The 24787-nt window shown below is 66.8% G+C and carries 16 protein-coding genes; 11 read left to right on the forward strand and 5 right to left on the reverse strand.

Annotated elements, in window-relative coordinates; genetic code table 11:
- Window positions 1-107: 107 nt before the first annotated feature.
- Complete coding sequence (gene pepN / locus ACWZJV_RS19760) at window positions 108-2651, reverse strand: aminopeptidase N (RefSeq protein WP_457178052.1); 2544 nt, start codon at window positions 2649-2651, stop codon at window positions 108-110.
- A 153-nt stretch (window positions 2652-2804) separates the two neighbouring features.
- Between pepN and ACWZJV_RS19765 the strand changes: the two genes are divergently transcribed.
- Window positions 2805-4520, forward strand: coding sequence for a CHAP domain-containing protein (locus ACWZJV_RS19765; RefSeq protein WP_457178054.1), 1716 nt, complete (start codon window positions 2805-2807; stop codon window positions 4518-4520).
- Window positions 4521-4622: 102 nt separating this feature from the next.
- Here the strand turns inward: ACWZJV_RS19765 and ACWZJV_RS19770 are convergent, their stop codons facing one another.
- Together ACWZJV_RS19770 and ACWZJV_RS19775 are read right to left on the reverse strand one after the other, a co-directional pair.
- The gene (locus ACWZJV_RS19770) at window positions 4623-5357 is read right to left on the reverse strand and encodes a L,D-transpeptidase family protein (protein WP_457178056.1); all 735 of its coding nucleotides are present in this window, start codon (window positions 5355-5357) and stop codon (window positions 4623-4625) included.
- A gap of 131 nt (window positions 5358-5488) precedes the next feature.
- On the reverse strand, window positions 5489-5743 hold the full coding sequence (locus tag ACWZJV_RS19775; RefSeq protein ID WP_457178058.1) for a LysR family transcriptional regulator: 255 nt from the start codon (window positions 5741-5743) through the stop codon (window positions 5489-5491).
- Between the two features lie 351 nt (window positions 5744-6094).
- Here ACWZJV_RS19775 and ACWZJV_RS19780 point away from each other — a divergent pair, with 351 nt between their 5' ends.
- The 10 genes from ACWZJV_RS19780 (at window position 6095) to ACWZJV_RS19825 (ending at window position 23028) form a co-directional block, all read left to right on the forward strand.
- A complete protein-coding gene (locus tag ACWZJV_RS19780) occupies window positions 6095-14512 on the forward strand; it encodes a DNRLRE domain-containing protein (RefSeq protein ID WP_457178059.1) in 8418 nt (2805 codons plus the stop codon).
- Window positions 14513-14701: 189 nt separating this feature from the next.
- Window positions 14702-15109: a hypothetical protein gene (locus ACWZJV_RS19785; protein ID WP_457178061.1), complete on the forward strand. Its 408-nt coding sequence runs from the start codon at window positions 14702-14704 to the stop codon at window positions 15107-15109.
- Between the two features lie 728 nt (window positions 15110-15837).
- Window positions 15838-16464 carry a mycothiol-dependent nitroreductase Rv2466c family protein gene (locus ACWZJV_RS19790; RefSeq protein ID WP_457178063.1) on the forward strand — a complete coding sequence of 209 codons (627 nt, stop codon included), beginning with the start codon at window positions 15838-15840 and terminating at the stop codon, window positions 16462-16464.
- A gap of 78 nt (window positions 16465-16542) precedes the next feature.
- Window positions 16543-17250 carry a hypothetical protein gene (locus tag ACWZJV_RS19795; protein WP_457178065.1) on the forward strand — a complete coding sequence of 236 codons (708 nt, stop codon included), beginning with the start codon at window positions 16543-16545 and terminating at the stop codon, window positions 17248-17250.
- 49 nt (window positions 17251-17299) lie between these two features.
- Window positions 17300-17851 carry a TIGR03086 family metal-binding protein gene (locus ACWZJV_RS19800; protein WP_457178067.1) on the forward strand — a complete coding sequence of 184 codons (552 nt, stop codon included), beginning with the start codon at window positions 17300-17302 and terminating at the stop codon, window positions 17849-17851.
- A gap of 12 nt (window positions 17852-17863) precedes the next feature.
- Entirely contained in the window at window positions 17864-18415 is a 552-nt protein-coding gene (locus ACWZJV_RS19805; RefSeq protein ID WP_457178069.1) for a maleylpyruvate isomerase family mycothiol-dependent enzyme, read from the forward strand.
- A 97-nt stretch (window positions 18416-18512) separates the two neighbouring features.
- Window positions 18513-19727 carry a peptidoglycan recognition protein family protein gene (locus ACWZJV_RS19810; protein ID WP_196875367.1) on the forward strand — a complete coding sequence of 405 codons (1215 nt, stop codon included), beginning with the start codon at window positions 18513-18515 and terminating at the stop codon, window positions 19725-19727.
- Between the two features lie 48 nt (window positions 19728-19775).
- Complete coding sequence (metG, locus tag ACWZJV_RS19815) at window positions 19776-21581, forward strand: methionine--tRNA ligase (RefSeq protein ID WP_457178071.1); 1806 nt, start codon at window positions 19776-19778, stop codon at window positions 21579-21581.
- A 41-nt stretch (window positions 21582-21622) separates the two neighbouring features.
- A complete protein-coding gene (locus ACWZJV_RS19820; protein ID WP_457178073.1) occupies window positions 21623-22285 on the forward strand; it encodes a glutamine amidotransferase-related protein in 663 nt (220 codons plus the stop codon).
- Window positions 22282-23028: a DUF3626 domain-containing protein gene (locus ACWZJV_RS19825; protein ID WP_457178075.1), complete on the forward strand. Its 747-nt coding sequence runs from the start codon at window positions 22282-22284 to the stop codon at window positions 23026-23028. The genes ACWZJV_RS19820 and ACWZJV_RS19825 overlap by 4 nt, the downstream gene beginning before the upstream one ends.
- Before the next feature lie 6 nt (window positions 23029-23034).
- Here the strand turns inward: ACWZJV_RS19825 and ACWZJV_RS19830 are convergent, their stop codons facing one another.
- Together ACWZJV_RS19830 and ACWZJV_RS19835 are read right to left on the reverse strand one after the other, a co-directional pair.
- Window positions 23035-23772, reverse strand: coding sequence for a GOLPH3/VPS74 family protein (locus ACWZJV_RS19830; protein WP_457178077.1), 738 nt, complete (start codon window positions 23770-23772; stop codon window positions 23035-23037).
- 7 nt (window positions 23773-23779) lie between these two features.
- Window positions 23780-24736: a helix-turn-helix transcriptional regulator gene (locus ACWZJV_RS19835; protein ID WP_457178079.1), complete on the reverse strand. Its 957-nt coding sequence runs from the start codon at window positions 24734-24736 to the stop codon at window positions 23780-23782.
- Window positions 24737-24787: the final 51 nt, after the last annotated feature.

The raw sequence follows: 24787 nt of genomic DNA on the forward strand, positions 1-24787 counted from the left end.
CGCTATAAAGTTGTTAGTGGAAGGGAGAGATCCCTTCCATTCGTGGTTTTCGCCGCAGACGCGAAGGACCCCCAGGCGACCTGCGCCTGGGGGTCCTTTCGTGCGAGCTACTGCGCGTCGCGCTCCTGAGCGGCGAGGGCGCGGGCGACCTCGTCACGTCCCTCGCGGACGAACCGCTTGGCGGCGGGCTCGGCCGGAGAGGTCTCGAGCCACTTGTCGGCCTTCTCCAGAAGCTCGGGGGAGGCGGCGGGCTTCGGGAAGATGAACTCCAGCACCGTCGAGGCGCGGTGGGTGCCGAGGTGGTCCCAGAGGGTGTCGGCGGCCTCGAAGTAGCGGTCGATGTAGGGCGCCAGCACCTCGTCCTGGCCGCTGCGCTGGAACGAGAGCACGATCGAGCGGGCGGTCTCGTTGGCGACGTCGGTGCGGACGACGACCGCGTCCCAGGCGGCTTCCTTGGCCTCGGCCGTGGGCTGCGCGGCGCGGGCGGCGGCGGCCTTCTCCTTGCCGGAGATGGTGTTGTCGCGCTCGAGCTCGGCGTCGATCTCGGCCTCGCCGAAGGTGCCCGAGGCCGCCAGACCGGTGACCAGCGCCCAGCGCAGGTCCTGGTCGATCTCGAGACCGTCGTAGGCCAGGTCGCCGGAGAGCAGCCCCTGGAGGTCGGCGATCGCGGCCTCGGAGCGGGCGGCCGCGGCGTACGTCCGGGCGAAGGTCAGCTGGTGGTCGCTGCTCGGTGCGGCGCTCTCCAGCAGGCTCTTGAGCCCGCTCTCCCAGCGCGCCTTGAGAGCGTCGCGGTTGGCCGGGGCCGAGAACGAGTTGACCGCCTGGGCGGCGAAGACCGGGATCCGGGTGACGCCCCAGGCGTCGGTCTCCTGGCCGATGTTGGCGAGCACGAGCTCGACGAAGTCGCTGGCCCGCATCTCGGCGTCGCGGGTCATGTCCCACGCGGCACCCCAGATCAGCGCGCGCGAGAGCGAGTCGTCCAGCGCCGACAGCGACGACAGCGCGGTGGCCAGCGAACGCTCGTCGAGCCGGATCTTGGCGTAGGTCAGGTCGCCCTCGTTGAGCAGCAGCAGGTCGGGCTGCTTGACCCCGGCCAGCTGCGGGACCTCGGTCAGCTCACCGGTGACGTCGATCTCGAACGCGTCGCGACGCACGAGCGCGCCGTCGACGAGGTCGTAGAGACCGAGGCCGATGCGGTGGCGGCGCAGGGTCGGCCAGTCGGCAGCGGCGGTCTGCTTGACGGCGAAGGAGGCGTAGGAGCCGTCCTCGGCGAGCGTGAACTCGGGGGCGAGGGTGTTGACGCCGGCGGTCTGCAGCCACTCCTGGGCCCAGCCCTGGAGCTCACGGCCGGAGGCGGCCTCGAGGTGGCGCAGCAGGTCCTTGAACTCGGAGTTCCCGTAGGCGAACTCCTTGAAGTAGGCCTTCAGCCCCTCCAGGAACGGCGCCAGGCCGACCCACGCCACGAGCTGCTTCAGGACCGAGGCGCCCTTGGCGTAGGTGATCATGTCGAAGTTGACCTCGACGGCCTGCAGGTCGTAGTTGTCCGCGGCGATCGGGTGCGTGGTGGGCAGCTGGTCCTGGCGGTAGCCGGTCTGCTTGCGCGCGTTGGTGAACCCGGTCCAGGCGTCGGTGAACTCGGTCGCGTTGGCCTGGGCGTGGTAGCAGGCCCACTCGGCGAAGGACTCGTTGAGCCAGAGGTCGTCCCACCACTTCATGGTGACCAGGTCGCCGAACCACATGTGCGCCATCTCGTGCAGGATCACCGAGGCGCGGAAGTCGTAGAAGGAGCGCGGCTGCTTGGAGCGCGGCAGGTATTCGTCGCGCAGCGTGACGGCGCCGGCGTTCTCCATCGCGCCCATGTTGTACTCCGGCACGTAGAGCTGGTCGTACTTCCCGAAGGGGTAGGGGAAGTCGAAGGCGTCCTCGAAGAACTCGAAGCCCTGCTTGGTGATCTTCACGACCTCGTCGCGGTCGAGGTAGGGGACCAGCGACTGGCGGCAGTAGTGCCCCAGCGGGATCGTGCCGAACTTGCCCTCGTAGACGTCCTGGACCTCGTGGTACTCACCGGCGATCAGCGCGGTGATGTAGGTCGACATCTTCTTGGTGGGCTCGAAGTCCCAGGTCGCGCGGCCGTCGCCCAGCGGCTTCGGCTCGGGCGTGACGGCGTTGGAGACGACCTTCCAGCCCTCGGGGGCGGTCACGTGGAAGGTGAAGACGGACTTGAGGTCGGGCTGCTCGAAGGTGGTGTAGACGCGGCGGGCGTCGGGGACCTCGAACTGGGAGTAGAGGTAGACGCGGTCGTCGGCGGGGTCGACGAAGCGGTGCAGGCCCTCGCCGGTGTGGGAGTAGGTGCAGTCGGCCTTGACGACCAGCACGTTCTCGGCCTCGAGGCCGTCGAGCTGGATCCTGGAGTCCTGGTAGGCCACCGCGGGGTCGAGCGCGACGCCGTTGAGCGTGATCTCGTGGACGGTCGCGTCGACGAGGTCGGCGAAGGTCGAGGCGCCGGCCTCGGTGGAGGTGAAGGTGATCGTCGTCGTCGAACCGAAGGTCTCGGTGCCCGTGGTGAGGTCGAGTTCGATGTCGTACGAGAGGACGTCAAGGAGTGCGGCCCTCGCGGTGGCTTCGGCGCGCGTCAGATTGGTTCCAGGCATGGCTGGATCCTCTCATTCTGCCCGGAATTCGAGACATTTATATCGCGCTTGTTGCCCGTTCTTGGGAGTCGCTGAGCGTGGAAAGTAAAAATACAGTGTTGTAATTCCGACACACCGGTATCAATGGTTGACAACTTTCTCTAGGGTGCTCTTGTGCCCCTCAAGTCACAGGAACACCAGTATTCACAGAAGCCGCGCCGGGTGGGGAAGCCTGGCGGGGCGCTGCGCCGGACCTTGGTCACCGGCGCGGTCCTGCTGCTCGTCGGCCTCGGTGTACAAGTCATCCCTAAGTTGGCATCACCGGCGCACGCGGGCTCCATCACGCTCTGCTCCGGTTTCTCGGACTGCCGCAGCAAGGGCTACTCCACCGCCGGCTACGAAAGTGCCTGGGGAAGCATGTACTGGCGCATGTACGCCGGTCGCAACTGCACCAACTACGTCGCGTACAAGCTCATCCAGACCGGTCTGCCGAACGCTCGCCCCTGGTCGGGCGAGGGCAACGCGACCAACTGGGGCATCGCGCTGAGCAGGCTGACGAACCGGACCCCGACCGTCGGGTCGGTCGCCTGGTGGCACTCCTCGCACCCGAGCGCGAGCCGCTTCGGGCACGTCGCGATCGTCGAGCGGGTCGGCGAGAACTCGATCACGATCTCGGAGTCCAACTACGGCAGCGACATCAGCTGGCGCCGCATCGGCAAGGACTCGGTGAACTACCCGACCGGGTTCATCCACTTCAACGACCAGCGGCTCTCGGTCACCAAGCGACCCACGATCGAGGGCACGGCGCAGGTCGGCAAGGCGGTCACGGTCAACACCGGCTCGTGGAGCCCGAACCCGAACAAGATCCGCTACCAGTGGATCGTCGACAAGAAGCCGATCCCGGGTGCGACCAACAAGACCTTCCGCATCCCCGGCTACCTCGCCGGCAAGCAGATCGCGGCGGTGCTCACCGGCGTCCGCCGTGACTACAGCGAGGCCAAGACGATGAGTGAGATCCTGCCGCCGATCAAGCAGGGCACGTTCAAGGTCCTGGCGCAGCCGAAGATCACCGGCACCCAGAAGGTCGGCTCGACGGTCGCCGTCGGCGGCGCGGACTACGAGCCGTCGGCCAAGATCGGCGAGATCCGGTGGTACGCCGACAAGACCCTGATCTCCCGCAGCACGTCCCGCTTCCTGAAGGTGCCCGCAACGGCCTCCGGGAAGAGGATCGGCGCGGTCGTCGTCGGTGTCCAGGAGGGCTACCGTCCGAAGCAGTCCTACGCCTTCGCCGACACCCTGGTCGGCGGCGGCAAGGCTCCGCAGCAGCCGATGGAGCCGGTCGAGCCTCCGCCCGGCGGCACGCTCGCCCAGACGGCAGCCGGCTTCGTGAAGGGCGGCACCCGTCTCGGCGGCCTGATGCAGGTCGACCCGGGCAGCTACAGCGAGGAGGTCGACCTCTCCTACCAGTGGACGCGTGAGGGCACGCCGATCGACGGTGCGACGAGCCACAAGTACTACCCGACGGCCTCCGACGTCGGGCACCGGCTCAGCGTCACCGTGGTCGCCCGTTCCGGCAACGGCGAGACGCTCACCGAGACGTACGGCCCCAGCGGCCGGGTGCGCGTGAAGCCGAGCGTCGAGGTCACCGCGACCGGCGGCTCCGGCCAGGCGGAGGTGGCCGTCGAGGTCACCGCGCCGGGCTACCAGCCGACCGGGACGGTCAAGATCACGACCAACGGCGGACGTACGGTCACCAAGACGCTCAGCGGCGGGGCGGCCGGGGTCACGTTCGTCAAGCTCCCCGAGGGCGAGTACGCCGTCACCGCCGCCTACAGCGGCGACGAGGTCGCCTACTGGGCCAGCGGGGGTGACTTCACCACCGTCAACTGAGGTCAGTCGACTGAGGTCATCGGTGGAAGCAGTGTGGGCCGGAGCGATTCTCGCTCCGGCCCACGTCGTTGCTCGTCGGGGTCGACCTCGGTCAGGCCTCGGTCAGGCACCGATGGCGATGACCGGCTTCTTGGCCGGGTCGAGCTTGCTGAAGAGCTCGATCATCATCCAGCGCGGAACGCTGACGCAGCCGCCGGTCGCGCCGGAGCCGTTGACGTGCAGGAAGATGCCGGCGCCGCGGTAGCGGACGGGCTTGTCGTAGTTGTACTTGATGACGACGGAGTACTCGTACTGCGTCGGGTAGGCCGCGAGGCGCTCCGAGCTGTTGATGTCACTGGTCGGGAGCCAGTAGCGGAAGCCGCCCTGGGACTTGAGCCGGTAGCGGTTGTAGTAGGCCGACTCGTTGTCCTGGACCCAGTAGGACTCGCTGGTGATCTTGGTGTGCGCGAGCTTCTGGGTCGACGCCTTGGAGTGGGTGCCGAACGTCGACATCAGGGAGAAGGTGCCCAGCGGGGTCGTGCTGGTGCCCTGTTTGCGCTGGTCGCGCGGCACTACGCCGCCGGCGCCGATCCGGCCCTTGGTCGTCATGAACTGCTGGGTCCACCTGCCGTCGGCTTTGGTCCAGTAGCGAACGTTGGCGTACGTCTTGTCCTTGGCGTTGACGGTGATGATCTGGGTGCCTCCGTCGGGGACGGTGACGGTGACGCCGTCGAGAACGACGGTGGTCGCCGCGTCGGCGTTGTTCACGAACAGTGCTACCGCGGCCGCGGAGGCGGCGACGAACGCGACGATCGATCCGAGCACCGTCTTCTTCGACGGGTTGAACGAGAGAGACATCGAGCATTCCTTGTGGGAAGTTCTGTCACCCCGGTGATGACAGACCGCGGAAGCCTAGTGGGGTATGGAGGTTTTACCTACGGGTAGCGGGTAACGAGTCCGGAACAACATGCGCCGTCCGCTGTCCGGGATCAGGCCGCGTGGTCGAGATTGAGCACCTGATCGGTGGTCTCGAGGATCTCGCGGAACATCCGGATCCGCTTCTCGCCATCTCGGGTGAGGGTGCCGCGAGCGTCGCTGGCGAGGAGTTTGACCCCCGTTGCGGTCTCGAGGTTGGAGATCCGTTTGCGGAGCCCCTGCCGGGTCATGTTCTGGGCTCGGGCGGCGGCTTCGATGCTGCCGTGCTCGACTGCTGCGATGAGCGCCTTGATCCAGCTGGTGTGCATTGGTGTGGTCCTCCCTGAGTGGACGCCGAGAACCCCGCCGAGTGTGGGGCGGGGGGTATCTAAGCCGAATCGGGGCGCATTCGGAAGTTTGATGCGATTACCGACCGGCTGGTGGCACGCCGTGGTCACTGAACGGCCAAAGCGCAACAGTTCGTTGTCGAAAGTGGTGCCGCCGCCGACCGTTGGTAAAGATCTGGATCCGCATATGCGCCGTACCGGGGCGGGCATAGGCAACCCCCACTTTGGTTGAGCCTGCAGGAGTGCGTCATGGGCCGTCTCGGTCGCCTTGGTCGTCTGTTCACATCGTTTGAGCTCGTACGCCACGCAGGCAGGCAAGTCCTGCTGGTTGCGGTGACGACGGCGGCGCTGCTGCTGGGGGTGCTCGCGCCGATCTCGCCGGCCGCGGCGACGGACAACGTCTCGGAGGCGGATGCGGCGGCAGCCCGTGAGGCAGCCTCAGCACCAGAACAGGACGACGACGATGGCGGCTGGTTCGGTGGGCTGTTCGGCGGCGACGATGACGATTCCGCGGACGAAGGCGCTGATCAGGACAACCTCGATCCAGCCCCGGTGGCGAAGGGCTCGTTGGTCAAGGACCGCAACCACAAGTCGACCTTTGGCCACGCGCCGAAGTACGACCCGAAAGCGAAACGGGTCAAGGAGCTGAGGTCGAAGCGCAGCGAGAGTGCTCGGTACTGGCGGTTGAGTGATGGACGCACCCAGGTGGAGTTGTCTCCGGAGCCGACCTCGTACAAGTCGGGCTCCGGAAAGGACGCCGACTGGAAGCCCATCGACACGACGGTCGGCATCTCCGCTGACAAGGCGTTCGTGTTCGCGAACACCACCAACAGCGGTCGCTCGTGGTTCTCGGACCGGCCAGAGGACTTGGTGAAGTTCACCGCGCCTGGCGGTCAGACAGCGACACTGGGTCTCGACGGGATCGAGGCAAAGAGCCTGAAGCCGACCGCGAAGGGTTCGAAGGTCGCCTACGCCGATGCGTTCGGTGAGGGCACCGACCTGGAGTACGTCACCGGCCCGGGCCGTGTCCAGGAGTTCATCGTCCTGGACAAGGCGCCGGCGAAGGGCACCGAGCAGCTGGTCTACACCTTCACCCTGGACGTCTCGAAGGACCTCTACCCGGTCGAGCACGACGACGGTTCGATCGGCATCTACGGCGAGCTCGCGCACTCCCCGGTGATGGTCATCCCGGCTGCCTACATGACTGATGAGAAGAAGGACGCCTCCTCGCCGTACGGCACCTCCTACTCGGGCAAGGTGAAGCAGCGCCTCCTGGACGAGGACGGTACGTGGAAGGTCGAGCTCAAGCCGGACATGGAGTGGCTGACCTCGGCGGAGCGTGAGGGTGAGATCCGGATCGACCCGACGATCACGATCACCCCAAACGCGTCAGCGTCGCAGGACGCGATGGTGATCTCGACGACGCCGGACACGAACTACAACAACACCTGGAAGCTCTCGGTCGGCGTCGGCTCAGGTGGGCTGAAGGCCCGGTCGCTGATCAAGTTCCCGCTGACGGAGATCCCGGCGAACACGACGATCACGTCGGCGACCATGGAGCTCTACTTCGACCAGGCGCACGAGACGAACAGCAACGCGGTCGATGTCCAGGTGCGTCGGGCGCTGAGTGCCTGGACCGAGTCGACGGCGACCTGGAACAACACCACGAGCCTGGTCTCGACCTTCGTGAACGACACCGTGACCAAGCCGGTCAATCAGTTCAACACCTGGCACAAGTTCAATCTCAAGCAGCCGGTTCAGAACATGCTGAACGGGAGCGTCGAGAATCACGGGTTCGTTCTGCGGGCGGCCGATGAGTCGAGCACCGCCCCGCTGGGTGGTCCGCGGTATGAGGCGGGCGACGGCGACTACGGTGGCGAGACCTCGACGCTGCCCCGTCTGACGGTGACGTACGGCAAGGTCGGCACCGCGCTCGACTCTCCGCAGGTCGTTCATGGCACGGGCCCCGAGCTGACCTGGCCGGCCTACGTGAACAACACCGGTTCGACCAGCAACGACATCGTCGAATACCAGTTGCACCGCTCGACCCAGCAGGCGTTCAACCCGTCCGCGGGGACACTGGTCGCGCCGATCAGCGCATCGGCGACTTCCTTCACAGACACCACCGCTACCCCGACAGCGGACTCGTCGAGCAGCGAGATCGGCCGCAGCTACTACTACCAGATCGTCGTCAAGACCAAGGCGAACGAGCTGATCGGATCGCCGACCCGTCTGGTCGGTGTGCCGAAGGCGGGGCGGACGATGCGGCTGATCCAGGGCCCGAGCCAGGTCACCGACACCACGCTGTCGTCGGCGAAGCCGACCACGAATCTGGACACGCTCAACGTCTACGGCCCCCAGGCGTGGCTTTCGACCGGCAACTCGTCGCCGACCTACGGCGACGCGCGGTCCCTGATGAAGTTCAACACGACACCGATTCCGACGACGGCGACGGTGTTGGAGTCTCGGTTGTTCCTGTGGGGTGCGGAGACGACGACCGGCACCGACGGTGCGACCTATGAGCTGCGTCGTATGACCGCAGGGGCATGGACCGAGACCGGCGCGACCTGGAACACGACCAATGGCACGACGGCGTGGACGACGCCGGGTGGTGACTTCGGCCCGAACACGGCTGACACCGTTGGCTCGGTGTCCGAGGTCGGCCGCCACTGGTGGGATGCCACGCTCATGACTCAGAACTGGGTGACCACCCCGTCCGGCAACCGGGGCGCACTGGTCAAGCTCGCCGACGAGACCAGCACCGGCCCGCAGGAGCGGACCCAGTGGCTCTCCTCCGAGGCCCCGGACTGGCAGCTCGGGCCTCTTCTTCGGGTGATCTATGTCGACGCGACCCCCGAGGACACCTACTACGCCCCGTCCACCCCGACACGGGTCGCTGCGGGCACCACCGCCACTGTGCCGGTGACGGTCACGAACACGACCGCGACCGACTGGGCCGCCTCGGGCAAGGTGCTCACTTACTCGTGGCAGCTGCCTGACGGCACCGACGCCACCGGTTCGACGAAGTTGAAGACGACCCTGCCCAGCGCGCTGACGCCGGGCCAGTCCCAGACCGTTTCGGCGAAGGTCAAGGCTCCGCCGGCCTCCGACACCAACAACGTACGCACCGACTACACCCTGACCTGGAAGGTGGAGGATGCCTCGACCGGGACGATCGCGGCACCGGGTTTGAAGCAGGAGGTTGCGGTCGAGGAGCCGACCAGCGATCAGCTGGGCCTCGAGTCGTTCTACTCCTACGTAGGCAAGAACACCGGCGCAGGCGGCACCTTGATGGGCAACGTCGCCTCCGGAAACGCGGTCTGGTCCTACGACGCCTTCTCGAACCCGGGTCGTGGCCTGTCGACGTTCGCTCGGTTCGCCTACAACTCCCAGGACACCTCCGACACGGTTCTCGGGTTCGGTTGGTCCGGCCAGATCGCCGGTATAACCCGATTGGGCGCACCGTTGGACTTCCATCCGAACCCCAATCCGACCGAGATCCGGCTCCCCGACGGTGACGGCACGACCCATCTGTTCAAGAAGGACGCCACGACAGGTGCCTGGATCGCGCCCAAGGGCGTGAACTACCGCCTCACGCCGAAGGCGAATCTGGACTGTACGCCGGAGAAGGACCCGATCCCGGACGCCTGGACCCTGCTGCGCCCCGACGGCACCCGATTCATCTTCGGCTGCGACGGCTACATGACCTCCAGCGTGGACAAGAACGGGAACACGCAGACGTTCACCTACGCCGAGCGGAAGTCCAACAATCAGCCGCGGAAGTTCCTGACCTACATCACAGACCCGGCAGGCCGTCGCTCGCTGAACGTCGAGTACTGGGAGAAGGGCCAGTCCGGTTACACCTACGTCGATGCAGCGACCGGCAACCTCGTCACCGACGCGGGCAAGCTGTCGAACTCGAAGATCTACGACCACGTCAAGGCGATCACCGACATCTCCGGTCGTCGGGTCGAGTTCTACTACACGACCCAGGGCCTGATGGGCCGGATGATCGACGGTGCCGGCGCCAAGGATGCGTCCGGAGCCTCGATCGCGAAGACCTTCAAGTTCACCTACGACGCCGACCAGGGCAACAAGAACGTCAAGCTGACCAAGGTCACCGACCCGCGCGGCAACTCCACATCGATGGACTACTACGCGCCCTCGCAGGGTGATGACCCGAAGGACCACTGGTCCCTGCAGACGATCACCGACCGTCTGAACCACGCCACGACCTTCGACTACGTCACCAACGCGACCACCAGCACCTGGGTCGACACCACGGTGACCGACTCCGAGGCCCACACGACGAAGTACGTTTCGGACGACCTCGGTCGCCCCCGTAGCGTGACGAACGCGAAGTCCGAGAAGGTCGAGCTCACCTGGGACGGGGACAACAACACCCGCACCCTGACCGAGGCCAACGGCGCGGTCACGGCGTACTGCTACGACCCGAAGACCGGCTACCCGATCTGGCAGCGCGACCCTGAGCAGAACAAGGCCCATGGTGGTGCCCCTGCCGCGTCCGAGTGCGCTGCGGGTCAGACCGCCGCCACCGCTCCCGCCGGTTCGAGCGTGTATGAGTACGCCACCCGCGCCGACGGCTATGCCGCGGACATCTTCCGCACCACCAGCCCGGCGGGCAGGAAGAACCAGTTCTCCTACGACGCCTATGGGAACCTGCTCACCGTCACCGACGGTAAGGGCCTGGCGACCACCACCGCCGGCGACTACACCACGACCTACACGTACGACTCGTTCGGGCAGTTGCTGACCGCCAAGGACGCGAACGATCACGTCACGAAGTACCGCGACTACACGCCGGTCGGCTACCCCAAGACGACCGAGGACGCCAAGGGCAAGATCTCCACGACGATCTACGACGAGCGCGGCCTGGTCACCGAGGCGCGTGACCCGCTCGACGGAGTCGTCACCCAGGCGTACGACGCGTTCGGACGCCCGCTTGCGGGCACCACCAAGGTCTCCGCCGAGCGGACGATCACCACTCCGGCGCCGGTCTTCGACGCGAACGACAACGTCACCGTCTCAACGGCTCCCAACGGTGCGGTCTCGACGGCGACCTATGACGCCGCCGACCAGGTGATCGAGTCGACTGCACCCAAGGACACGTCCTCGAGCGCGGCCCGGGTCTCGAAGTTCACCTACGACACGGTCGGGAACCTGCTCAAGGCCACCGAGCCGAAGGGTGTCGCGACCACCGATGCCGGCGACTTCGTCACCAGCTACTTCTACGACTCCCTCTACCAGCAGACCGCTGTCGAGAACGCCAACGCGGACCGGATCGAGTACGACTACGACAACGTCGGCAACGTGGTCGAGGTTCGAGACCCGTCCAAGACGAAGTCTGCGGACACGACCGACTACACCTCGAAGACGACCTACGACCTCAACCACCAGCCGCTCACGGTCAAGGATGCGGAAGGGAACACCACCAGCACCGCGTACGACGCCGATGGTCTGACCCTGTCGACGACCAACGCCGCAGGTCACACCGCCTACACGTCCTATGACGAGCGCGGTGCCCAGATCGAGACCAAGACGCCTTGGACTGGGACCGGGGACAGCACGGTCTACCGCACGACCCGGTACGAGTACGACGAGGTCGGCAACACCACCCGGGTCACGACCCCGCGTGGCGCGCAGACCGCGAACACGGACGACTTCGTCGCCCGTACGACCTATGACGAGCTCAACCGTCCGGTTCGCTCCTACCAGCCGTACGACCCGTCGGACGCGCGGTACAACGACCCGAACGTCTACACCGAGACGACCTACGACGCCGCCGGGCGAGCGATCAAGACGAGCCTGCCGCCGTCGGACGGTCAGACGGTCCGTAACGACACGACGGTCGAGTACTACTCGAATGGTTGGATCAAGTCCTCGACCGATGCGTGGGGGATCAAGACTCGCTACGAGTACGACGACCTCGGCGCGCAGACCGCTCGCACTCTGACGTCGGCGGACGGGTCCGCGTCCCGGACGATGACGTGGGCCTACTACCCTGACGGAAAGCTCAAGGCGAAGTCGGACGATGGTGTTCCGGTCGGCTCCCACTCGGTGGTGACTGACGACGACACCAACGGCTTGTTCGCCGCGACCGGCACCTGGACCAAGGCGTCCGCGGCAGGCCAGCAGGGCACCAGTCACCGCACCCATGCTGCAGCCACGGGATCGACGGACAAGTTCACCTGGACGCTCGACGTCCCCGCGGACGGCGCTTACACGCTGTCGGCTGCATGGCCGCAGGTGTCGGGTGCGGCGACGGACGCCAAGTTCACCCTGAACCACGGGGACGGCGCGGGCACGGACGTGAACTTCACGGCCAACCAGACCACCGGCGCCGCCGCCTGGAACACGTTGGGCAAGGTAACTCTCACCAAGGGTGAGAAGGTCACCGTCGCCCTCGCCCCGTCGGGGACTGGCACCGTCGTCGCCGACTCGGTCCGGCTGGTCCGTGACAACGCGGCCGACACGGATGCCGAGGACAAGGCTTTCGCCTACGGCTATGACCTCAACGGCAACCTGACCGACATCACCGACACGTCGCGTGGCACCGCGAAGAACGCCGACGCCTATGCGATGACGTACGACGGGCTCAACCAGATCAAGTCCGTCCGTGAGGACCTGGCCGGGTCGCCGGCCGCGACCACGAGTTACACCTACAACAACCTGGGCAAGCCGCTCACCGTTACGCACCCCGACCAAGCCTCGGACTACGTCTACAACGACCCCCGGAATCTCCTGACCAAGGTCACCGTCGACGACCTCAACGACACCAAGGCCGCGAAGGTCACCAGCTACACCTACGACGTCTTGGGGCGTCAGAAGACGATCACCAAGGGCAACGGCAACGTCACCACCAACGCCTTCCAGGCGGACGGCGCGCTGAAGTCGATGCGTGAGGAGACCTCCGCGGGTGCGCTGGTCGCGTCGCACACCTATACCTATGACGCCAACGGCAATCAGCTCGAGGACGTGGCGTCGAAGCGGAACGCTGATGACGCCACGGCGACCCTTGACTCGACCACGACGTATGTCTATGACCCGGTCGACCGGCTCTCGAAGAAGACCAAGACCGGCCACGGCGCGTCGACCGAGACTTATGTTCATGACGCGAACGCGAACGTGATCCAGCAGACGGTAGGCGGCACGTCGACGTCGTTCAACTACGACCGCAACCGACTCCTTTCTTCGACGGTCGATGGTCAGACCGCCTCCTACCGGTATGACCCCTTCGGTCGTCAGACCAGTGTCGTGGGCGGTGGGAAGACAATCTCCCGGACCACCTACGACGGGTTCGACCACATCAAGGTCGCCGAACAGGCCAACGACGCTGGCGTCCTCGAGGCCACCCGGTACACCTACGATCCGCTGGATCGGACCGCTTCCAAGACCACGTCCGGGACCGATGGGAAGACGACCGACTACACCTACCTTGGCCTGTCTCAGGAGGTCCTGGGCGAGGAGGTCGCTGGTGAGCTGACGAAGTCTTACCAGTACTCCCCCTGGGGCCAGCGGCTCTCCCAGGTCTCGCACCAGGCCGACACCGAGGCTGGTGTCGAAGCGGGTGAGACGGGCTACTACGGGTACAACGCCCACACCGATGTCGAAACCGTCACCGACGACACGGGCAAGACTGTCGCGACCTACGGCTACACGGCTTATGGCGAGAACGACGATACTGAGTTCACTGGTATCGACAAGCCCGACGCTACGAACCCGGAGCAGCCCTCGGATGAGTCGTTCAACGCGTATCGGTTCAACTCCAAGCGCTGGGACGCCGGGTCGGGCACGTACGACATGGGGTTCCGTGACTACGCGCCCGGCCTGAATACGTTCACTACCCGAGATATGTACAACGGCGCCCTCGCCGACCTTGGACTCGGAGTCGACCCGTATACGGGCAGCCGGTATGGGTTCGGTGGCGGCAACCCGATCAGCATGGTCGAGGTTGACGGACATGAGCCACGGCCGTGGCACGAGAAGGGTAAGGGCTTCGAGGACTTCAGCGAAGAGACCATCTGGACCTATGGGGCCGGCATGTACGACGATGCCAACCCTGACGACGATGTAGCCATTTCCCTTCCGCCGTTGAACGAGGGCGCGGTCGTCCTCAACCCGCTGCAACTGCGGATCTACCTGTGGTCTCTTGAGGATGAAGAAGCCTCCGCAGGGTGCAGGAACGCCGACGGCGAAGGATGGACTGCTTCCTTGCCGACGGGCGCGGGCGGTCGGGCCACCGGCGCCGGGGGATGCATCACGAAGGAGATGCTCGGCACCGGTTCACCTGCAAGGACGGACATTCCTGGCTACGAGTGGGCCCGTGAGTTCTCTGAGGCGATCTTCGACGATGAGGCCTCCAAGATGATCAACTCTTGTCACCTGATCGCCAGCTCACTTGGCGGGTCTGGAGACGACAAGGCTAATCTTGCGACCTGCTCACGGGCGGCGAACTTCTACAGCTCGCGTGGGTCGCAGGACGGAGGGATGCGGGTCTTCGAGCGGGCAGTCCAATCCGAGGTGAAGAGTGGAAACGACGTCTTCTACAAGGTCACCCCCCAATACTTCGGCGATCGGGTTGTGCCGTACGCGTTCAAGCTCTCGGCTTGGTCGATCGGTGAGGACGGGGCAAGGACGACGATGTTCGACAACGAGATCGTGCACAATGAGCTATATGGGATCAATCTGGGCATCCATACCGAGGGTGGACAGCCCGTGCCGCTTCGGTAACTGCGGTTGGACTGATGTGAACGGGAGATATAGGTGGACCTCACGCGCTTGATCCGAGTCGAGGATGCTCGGAGCAGAACGTTTGACTGGCCTGCCATCGCAGAGGGTTGGAGGGCGGATCCTCCTGAAGACTATGTCCAATTCATGAGACACATCGGTCCCGGAATACTCGGAGAGTATCTCGATGTAATGGCACCCACAGCCGACCTCGACGCTGGGAGTGGCGTCGACCCTGGCGCGCTCGGCGGCATGGACGTCTTCGCCATGGCGATCGAGACCCGGGATGCTCAACATGACTGGGATGACCCTGCCACCCCTAGGGCGGATCGGATAGCAGCCAGGACGCCACGACTATTGTGCTGGGCCGTGTCGACCGATTCGAACAGATACTGTTTCGATCTATCCGACGCTGCGTTTCCCGTCTTCGTGTATGACCGTGGATTCGATGAGTGGTCGGCGTACGAATTGTCGTTCACCGATTTCGTTGGTGGCCTGATCCAGGACTCGATTCCAAACTATGCCGGTGTTCGGGTTGCGCGCCATATGGACTGGGCGATTCCTGTGACGTACAAGGTTCACAAGCGTGATCGCTCGTAGGTCGGTGCGTATCAAGGTTCCCGCCGAAGCGCGGGAGCAAGGATTGCGGGCTCTTTCTCAGACCAGGGTGATGTTGGCTTAGTCCGCCGCCGATGAGAGGCATTTGCGGTAGGTATTGGTGGGGTTTCGGGACCTGAGTAGCGACTACGCACTTTGGAAAGCAAGTCTCAAGAGAGCCCGATGTTGTCTTTGGCCAACTCGCAGAAGTTGAGGTCAGCGGATTGCGTCCATATCCCGACGTCCTCCGCTTGTGGCGACAGTTGCTCTCTAGATGGCCGGACTTGAAGAACGCTCTCGAACTGTATGTGGAGGATGTTGCAGCCCGGCGAGAGCTGGCCGAGCACTATGTCTTTCTGACTCTGTCCTACAGGCAACCTGAATACCTCGATGACATCCCGGGGTGGCCAAGGAATTGCGCTTGAGCGGATTCAACGGCGTCGACGATGGATTGATTGCAGAACTAGAGAGATGACGAACTCGTCCGGAACTTGTCTCGGCGGGGGACGGCGTTGGGACCTGGATATCTCGAGCTATGTGCCGTTCCAAGAGCGGAGTTGGTGACCCTGTCGACCGCCGGGGTCCATGGGGAGAGACCGTTCACGCCAACGACGAGATCGCCGAATCGCCGGCGAACTGGACCGGCGTCATCGATTGAACCGGTGTGGGCGTACGAACCGCTCTGAACGCGGCGCGGAACAGAACCTCGGGAGCGGTGGTTGAGTGTCGATATGACGCAGACCACCCCCGCCTCCGAGAAGACCGCCGCCGACTTCTGGTTCGACCCCGCCTGTCCGTTCGCCTGGATCACCTCGCGCTGGATCCTCGAGGTGGAGAAGGTGCGCGACGTCGAGGTGACGTGGCACATCATGAGCCTGGCGTACCTCAACCAGGACAAGGACATCCCGCAGGAGTACCGCGACTTCCTCTCCACCGCCTGGGGCCCGGTGCGGGTCTGCATGGCGGTGCAGAACGAGTACGGGCAGGAGAAGCTGGCCGAGATCTACACCGCGCTCGGCACCCGCCGCCACGTCGAGGGTCGCGACTTCGACCGGGTCCTGATCGAGGAGGCGCTGGCCTCGGTGGGGCTGCCCGTCGAGCTGGCGGACGCGATGGACGACTCCGGCTACGACGAGGCCATCGCGAAGTCCCACCACGAGGGCATGGACCAGGTCGGCAACGACGTCGGCACCCCGACGATCGCGATGAACGGCTCGGCCTTCTTCGGCCCGGTCATCTCCAAGGCGCCCAAGGGCGAGGAGGCCGGGAAGCTCTGGGACGGGTTCCAGCTGATCACCGCCTACCCCTACGTCTACGAGCTGAAGCGCGCCCGGGTCCACGACCTCGACTTCAGCTGAGGGCGCCGAATATGAGGTCGCCGGTGGGTCGGGGCGGTGGGACCATCGCGTATGACATGGAACGGATTGCGCCGCCGGATGACACTGACCGTGTCACTGGCTGCTCTGCTGGGCGGCTTGACCGCCTGCGGAGGCACTGCATCCTCGGGTAAGGACACGTCGTACGCCGACGAGTCCCCTAAGAAGATCCTTGCCGATGCCAAGGCGTCGATGAGCTCGCTGGAGTCGGTCCACCTCTCGGGGACCGGCCTCGACGACGGCGACGAGATGAGCATCGACATGACCGTCTCGACGGCGGGCGACTGCACCGGCACCATCGGTACGCCCGACGGGGAGATGACCCTGCTCGTCGTCGGCGGCAAGGCCTGGTTCAAGGCCGACCGGAAGTTCTGGAAGACCAACGCCGGTAGCGATGCCGACGCGGTTCTCGCGATGGTCGGGAAGAAGTGGGTCGCCGGTGGTGAAGACCTCGGCGACCTCACCAGTTTTTGCGACTGGGACGAGCTCTCCGAGGAGTTTCTCGAGTTCCTGGTCCCCAGCACCATCCAAGGCCTGACCATCAAGAAGTCGAAGGACCAGATCGACGGGCAGCCCGTCATCAAGCTCGAGGACCGCAGCAGCGAGCAGGGCACGATCTACGTCCAGGCCGAGGAGCCTCATTACGTCGTCAAGGTGTCCAGCACCGGCAAGGAGGCGGCCGATCTGACCTTCAGCGGCTTCGACGAGCCCACGGAGATCGTCGCGCCGAAGCCCCGTCAGCAGATCGACTTCGAGAACATGCAGTAGCCGAGCATTGGCGGTGACGGGGCTGGACGCGAAGACGTACGTTGGCTGCATGGCCACAACTGACGAGGCAGGGATTCTCTCGCGGGCGCTGGACCAGACCGGCGACCTGCTCGACCGGGTGCACGCCGAGAGCGTCTCGCGGCCGACGCCGTGCAAGCAGTGGGACGTCGGCACGCTGGCCGACCACGTGATCGCGGACGGGACCAACTTCGTCACGATGCTTCGTGGTGGGCAGCCCGACTGGAGCGCGCCGGCCGCACACGTCGGCGAGAGCTGGGGGCCGACGTTCAGGGTCGGTGCCGACGACGTGCTGCATGCCTGGGACCAGGGCCCCGGCGCGGGCGGCGGGGAGGGTGGCGCGTCGGTGCCGGTCGGGCTGCTCGTGGCCGAGTACGCCGTGCACTCCTGGGACCTGGCGCAGGCGCTCGGCGTCCCGTCCTCCCAGCTCGACCCGGAGGTGGCCGAGGTGGGGCTCGAGTTCATGCAGGCGACCCTGAAGCCGGAGATGCGCTCAGGGGCGTTCGCCCCAGAGGTGACGGCGCCCGAGGGGGCTGGAGCGTACGAGCGGCTGGCTGCTTTCGCCGGACGGCAGGTCTCCTGAGACCATGGTCGTGTGGTTGACCAGATGGGAGTGTTCGCGCTGCAGCGAGCACTGACGCAGGCAGCGGAGCTTCTCGACACCGTCACGGCGGACGACCTGACCCGGCCGACGCCGTGTCCGGAGTGGGATCTGCGCAAGCTGGCCAACCACATGATCGCCCAGCCGCGGGTCTTCGTGACGATGCTCCAGGGCTCGCCTCCCGGATGGGACGGGCGTGAGGACTACGCGGTCAACCTCGGCGAGGAGCTGCGCACCCGGGGCAACGCGCTGATCAACCTGTGGCGCGAGGTCGGCCCCGACGACATGGTGATGGTCGACCCCGACTGGCAGTCGGCCGAGATCGCGGTCCACACCTGGGACCTGGCGGTCTCTCTCGGACGGACGACCGACGGCCTCGACGAGGCGGTCGCCCAGCGAGCCGTCGTCGCCATGGACCGCATCCTCGGCCCGGAGCGCAAGGGGCGGGCCTTCGCCAACGCGCTCTCGGCGCCGGAGGGGTCGGGTGCCTACGAGCACCTGGCGGCGTACGCCGGACGGCCGGTGCCGTTCGTGGCGAACCCCTGAGATCGGCACCGTCGCACTGGTCACAACGGCCTCAAACGACACACCGAACACAGGCGTTTGCGGCATGTCGGGCCGCCGGTTCTTCAAAATCAAGGGTATGGCCCGCTTCCCCCGCGTCATCACCGTGACCCTGACCGCTGTCGTTCTCGGCGCGTCGATGCTCGTGCCTGCCATCGGGTCGTCGATGGATCCGGCAGCCGCGGAGGGCAGCAAGCTGATCAAGCTCCCGCGGCTCGAGGACGGCATCGCGACTCGTGACGTGAAGCTGCCGCCGCGGCTGACCGAGCGGTCCGCCGGCGCGGCCGCGACCGAGAAGCTGAACACGACGACGTTCTCGATGGTCGGGGTGTCCTGGACCGGCGCGGAGACGCCGCAGGTCGAGGTGCGGGTGAGCAAGTCGGACCGGTGGCGCGAGTGGCAGCCGCTGCCGTTGCAGCAGGACCTGCCCGACGGTGCCGAGGAGGCCGTGGCCGCGCGCGGCAAGGTCGAGCGCCGGGGCACCCAGCCGGTGTGGACCGGCCGGGCCAGCGGCGTACAGGTGCGGGTCGAGGGCGCGCAGCCCGAGGACCTGCGGCTGACTCTGATCAACACCGGCCCGCAGGAGGACGTCAAGGCGCCGAGGCGGGAGTCCGACGACCTGGGCTACGGCAGCGCCTCCGACGGCAGCTCCGTGAACGGCCGGGTCGCCCGGTCGCGGCCGCGGTGGGCGCCGAAGCCGGTGATCTACACCCGGTCGCAGTGGGGCGCCAACAACTCCTGGCGCAACGGCCGCCCGGAGTACAACAGCTCGCTGAAGCAGGTCCACATCCACCACACCGCCACGAGCAACAACTACTCCAAGGGCGACGTGCCGGGCATCATCCGCGGCATCTACAGCTATCACACCAGGTCACTGGGGTGGTTCGACATCGCCTACAACTTCCTGATCGACAAGTACGGCCGTGCCTGGGAGGGTCGCTCCGGCGGCATCGACCGGCTCGTCAAGGGTGCGCACACGCGTGGCTTCAACCACCAGTCGATGGGCATCGCCCTGATCGGGAACTTCGAGAACGTACGTCCCTCCGACGACGCCCTCATCAAGACCGAGCGGATGGCGGCCTGGAAGCTCGACATGGCCGGCCGCGACGAGCGCGGCACGCTCGAGACCGTCTCCCAGGGCAGCGACCGGTTCCCCGCCGGCCGCCGGGTCCGGGTCTGGGTCATCGACGGCCACTTCCACACCAACGAGACCTCCTGCCCGGGCGCCCAGCTCGCCAAGTGGCTGCCGTGGATCCGGAAGTACGCCTACCAGCGCGACCAGATGTTCAACTGACGCGGCGGCGAATAAACCCTCTGGCGTCCGCTCACTAGGATGCTGCCCATGAGCAATGTTCTGTCCGCAGTCGCCTGGCCGTACGCCAACGGCCCGCGCCACATCGGCCACGTGGCCGGGTTCGGCGTGCCCTCCGACGTCTTCAGTCGGTACATGCGGATGGCGGGCCACGACGTGCTCATGGTCTCCGGCTCCGACGAGCACGGCACCCCGATCCTGATCGCCGCCGACGAGGCCGGCATGACGCCCCAGGAGCTCGTCGACAAGAACCACCGGATCATCGTCGAGGACCTGACCTCGCTCGGTCTGACGTACGACCTCTACACCCGCACCACCTCGGCCAACCACCACTCGGTGGTGCAGGAGCTGTTCCTCGGGGTCTACAACAACGGCTACTTCGTCGAGCAGACCTCCAAGGGCGCGATCTCGCCGTCGACCGGCCGGACGCTGCCGGACCGCTACATCGAGGGCACCTGCCCGATCTGCGGGTACGACGGGGCCCGCGGTGACCAGTGCGACAACTGCGGCAACCAGCTCGACCCGGACCAGCTGATCAACCCGGTCTCCAAGATCAACGGCGAGACCCCGGAGTTCATCGAGACCCAGCACTTCTTCCTCGATCTGCCCGCGCTGGCCGATGCGCTGCACGCGTTCCTCGACGATCGCGAGCAGACCGGCCTGTGGCGTCCCAACGTCATCCGGTTCAGCCAGAACATCCTCAAGGAGATCCGCCCGCGCGCGATGACGCGCGACATCGACTGGGGCATCAAGGTGCCGCTCGACGGTTGGCGCGACAACCCGACCAAGCGGATGTACGTCTGGTTCGACGCCGTCATCGGCTACCTGTCCGCCTCGATCGAGTGGGCCCGACGCTCCGGCAACCCCGAGGCGTGGCGCGACTGGTGGAACGACCCGGAGGCGCTGTCCTACTACTTCATGGGCAAGGACAACATCGTCTTCCACTCCCAGATCTGGCCGGCCGAGCTGCTCGCCTACAACGGTCAGGGGTCGAAGGGCGGTCAGCCGGGGGCCTACGACACCCTCAACCTGCCGACCGAGGTCGTCTCCAGCGAATACCTGACGATGGAGGGCAAGAAGTTCTCCTCCTCGAAGAAGATCGTGATCTACGTGCGCGACCTCCTCTCGCGCTACCAGCCCGACGCGTTCCGCTACTTCGTGGCCGCCGCCGGCCCCGAGTCGAACGACTCCGACTTCACCTGGGCGGAGTTCGTGCGGCGTACGAACGACGAGCTGGTCGCCGGCTGGGGCAACCTGGTCAACCGCACCGCCACCCTGATCGCGAAGAACTTCGGCGAGCTGCCGCCCGCCGGCACCCTGACGGAGGCGGACAAGGCGATCCTGGACACCGTCGGCGGTGCGTTCGCCACGGTCGGTGACCTGATCGGCCGCCACCGGCAGAAGCAGGCGATCGGCGAGGCGATGCGGGCCGTCGGCGAGGTCAACAAGTACGTCACCGACCTCGAGCCGTGGAAGCTGGCCAAGGCTCCCGAGGACCGCGAGCGTCTCGGCACCGTGCTGCACGTGATGGCGCAGTGCGTGGCCGACCTCAACCTGATCCTGTCCCCGTTCCTGCCGTTCTCCGCCAACGAGATCGACAAGGCCCTCGGCGGCAAGGGTGAGGTGGCCCCGATGCCCCGCGTCGAGGAGGTCGAGGACCTCGACACCGGCAAGCCCCACCCGATCATCACCGGCGACTACTCCGGCGCGCCCGCCTGGCAGCGCCACCCGATCGTCGTCGGCACCCCGGTCGCCAAGCCCACCCCGGTCTTCCAGAAGCTGGACCCCGCGGTCATCGACGAGGAGCTCGACCGGCTGGGCGTCAATCCGGAGTAATCGGTTGGATCGAGCCCCGCGCGGCTGGGACGATTCGGCGCATGATCGCACTGCTCGGCGACGACCGGGGACACCGTAGCCATCAGGAGCTCAACGCGCTGCGGCCGCAGCTGGCCGAGCTCGGGGTCGAGACGGAGTGGGTGCCGACCGACTCCGGGTTCGACGTCACGGCCTACGACGGGGTCTGGCTGGTTCCCGGCTCGCCCTACGCCTCCGACGCCGCGGTGATCGACGCTCTCACCGCGGTGCGGGAGCGGGAGATCCCGTTCCTCGGGGTGTGCGGCGGGATGCAGTACGCGGTGTTGGAGTGGACCCGCAACGTACTCGGATCGGCGGCGACCCATGCGGAGTCGGACGGTGCGGGCGATGACAACGCCGTGGCCGCGCTGGCCTGCTCGCTCTACGGCGAGGAGCGGCTGGTGACCCCTGTCCCCGGCACCCGGTTCGCCGGGTGGCAGCCGGAGCCGTTCGTCGGGATGCACTTCTGCACCTACGCCCCGACCGCCGACGCGGTCGCCGCGCTGGAGAAGATCGGTGTCGTCGTCGGCGCCACGGCGGACGACGCCGGTGCGGAGGTCCTGGAGTTCCCCGACCACCCCTTCTACGTCACCAGCATGTTCCAGCCCCACATCGGCGCCCTCGCCGGCGCGCCCGTCCACCCGCTCGTGCGAGCGTTCGTGAGCGCGGTCTTGGCCCGACGATGAGCGTCACGCTCCAGTTCCACCCCGACTGGCCGTACGCCGGCGGGCTGGTGATCGAGTCGCTGGCACGAGACGGGAGGTACCGGTCGCAGTTCGAGACCGGCACGTCGAACGGCGGGCTGACCGCGCATCGGGGAGGGGACCGGTGGCGCTGGGAGAGCCGGCTGTTCGGCGGGCGCTACGACGACGCGCCGGCCGGTGAGCGGCCGGTCTACGGAGCGTGGAACCGCCGTGAGGATCCGTACGGCGGCGCGATCCGGTTCGGGTCCGCCCACCTCCGGCTTCGGCCCGACGTGCTGGAGCGGTGCACCTTCTGCTTCCCCGACTCGGTCCTCGAGCCGACCGACTTCGGTGGCCCGGAGGTGCTGCCGCAGCTGTCCGCGATGGCCGACGCCTCAGGCTTCGACGACCTCGACGAGTGCGTCGAGGCACACGTGCACGGTGGCGTCGTGATCGAGCGGGACGTCGAGGCGGTCGTGCTCGACCCGTGCTTCCGGGACACGAAGGTCGAGTCGGCGGCTCGTGACCTCGGCTGCGCGGTGGAGTGGCATCCCGGGTTCCGGGTCGCCACCGATGGCCTCGATCCGAGCTACCGCGGTCAGGAGTACGTCGACCTGGCACGGTCGCTGGGTGACGTACTCACGCCTGATCTTCTCGGCGACGCCGCACGGTCCGGCGACCATGACCCGCAGTCGGTCAAGCGGGTCTGGCACTACGTGGCGCGGTTCGGGCGGGTCATCGCGTAGCTGGCATCAACCCCCACCACCGCCGTCGCCGCCACCCCCGCCGTCGCCGCCGCCCCCGCCGTCTCCACCGAAGAAGCCTCCACCGTCGCCGCCGCCGTCGCCCCAGCCGAACCAGTCACGTCGCCTGCGGGAGGCTCGGAGGATCCCGCGTACGGTGGTCGCGGCCCAGTCGCCCGCAGCGATGTGATCCGCGCGGCGTCTGACCTCGGTCAGGGGCACGGTGGCGGAGGGAAAGAACAGGTCGACCTGGTCGGCGGCGGCGATGAGGCCGATCAAGGTCGCCGTGCGTCGGCTCGGCTGCGCGCCGTGGAACAGGGCGGCGGTGAGGTGGTGGCGTACGTCCTGCTTGTAGCTGATCTCGGTGGCGGGCCAGATGGTCCGGGTGATGAGGTGGCGCCGCTCCGTCTCGCCACGCAGCAGGCCGCGGTGCACGAGGCGGTCGGCGAGATGCGCGAACATCTGGATGCCGCAGCTCCTGACCAGGGGAGCGGGGCGGGCTCGCCCGGCGGCGAGCACGAGCGAGCGTTGGAGGCAGGGATCTGCCGGAACGCGGACTCCGGTCGGATGGACCTCCACGGTGCCCCCGACGGGCTCCTCCACCAGGTGGACCGCACCGGACAGCGCCAGCTCGGATACCAGCGCACCGCCCACCAGCAGGTCGAGCGTCCCCATGTCGAGCCCGCCGACCGGGCGCCCGCTGAGGTCCTCGAGCATGAGCAGCACGAGGTCCTCCGCGATCAGCACGGCGTCGTCATTCGGGTGGGGTGATCGCGGAGGCGTAGCGCTTCGCGAGGATCTCGAGGTGGTCGCGGAGCTCCGCGGGTGACTCGACGGTGAAGTCGAGGCCGAGCATGCCGATCCAGACGGCCACGACCTCGAGGCTGTCGCCACCGGTGACCAGGACGCTGCGGTCGGGGGCGATCGGCTCGACGGTGCCGACGGCGGGGTTGATGCGGGCGATGACCTCGTCGGCGGGGGCGGCGATGACCAGGCGGGCGTGGACGGCCCAGCCGGTGCGCGCGACCTCGCGTACGACGAACTCGGTCAGGTCGAATCCTGGATCGGCCGGACGGAACGGGCGGCCGCCGGGGACCTTGAGGCGCAGCCAGTCGACACGCAGCGGCAGCCAGGCGTCGGCGCGGGGATCGCGGGCGACGAGGTACCAGCGGCGCTGCCAGGAGATCAGCCGGTAGGGCTCGACCTCGATCGGCTCTTCGCGGTAGTCGGCGCGTACGCCCTGACCGTCGCGGATCGCGGTCGCCAGCGCCTGCAGGGTGCCGGCGTCGACGTCCGGGTCGGGGACGTTGCTGTCGGTGTTGACCGGACCGGCCTCCATGGCGTCGACCACCGCGGCCAGCTTGCGGCGCAGGTGGTCGGGGAGGACCTGGTCGAGCTTGGCGAGCGCCCGGGCGCTGGTCTCGGCCACCCCGGCGATGCCGGTCGCGGCCCGGAGCCCGACGGCGACCGCGACGGCCTCCTCGTCGTCGAGGAGCAGCGGCGGGAGGTTGCCGCCGGCGCCGAGCCGGTAGCGGCCGCCCGGGCCGCGCACGGACTCCACCGGATAGCCGAGCTCGCGGAGCTTGGTCATGTCGTTGCGCACGGTGCGCTCGGAGACGTCGAGGCGGGTGGCCAGGTCGGTGCCGGTCCAGCCGGCCGAGGACTGCAGCAGGCCCAGGAGGGCAAGGAGTCTCGCGGAGGTTTCCAGCACGGACTCAGCGTGCTCCAAAAGAAATTCTCGAGCCAGCGAAATTCCGGAATC

The organism is Nocardioides sp. WG-D5 (assembly GCF_054031175.1).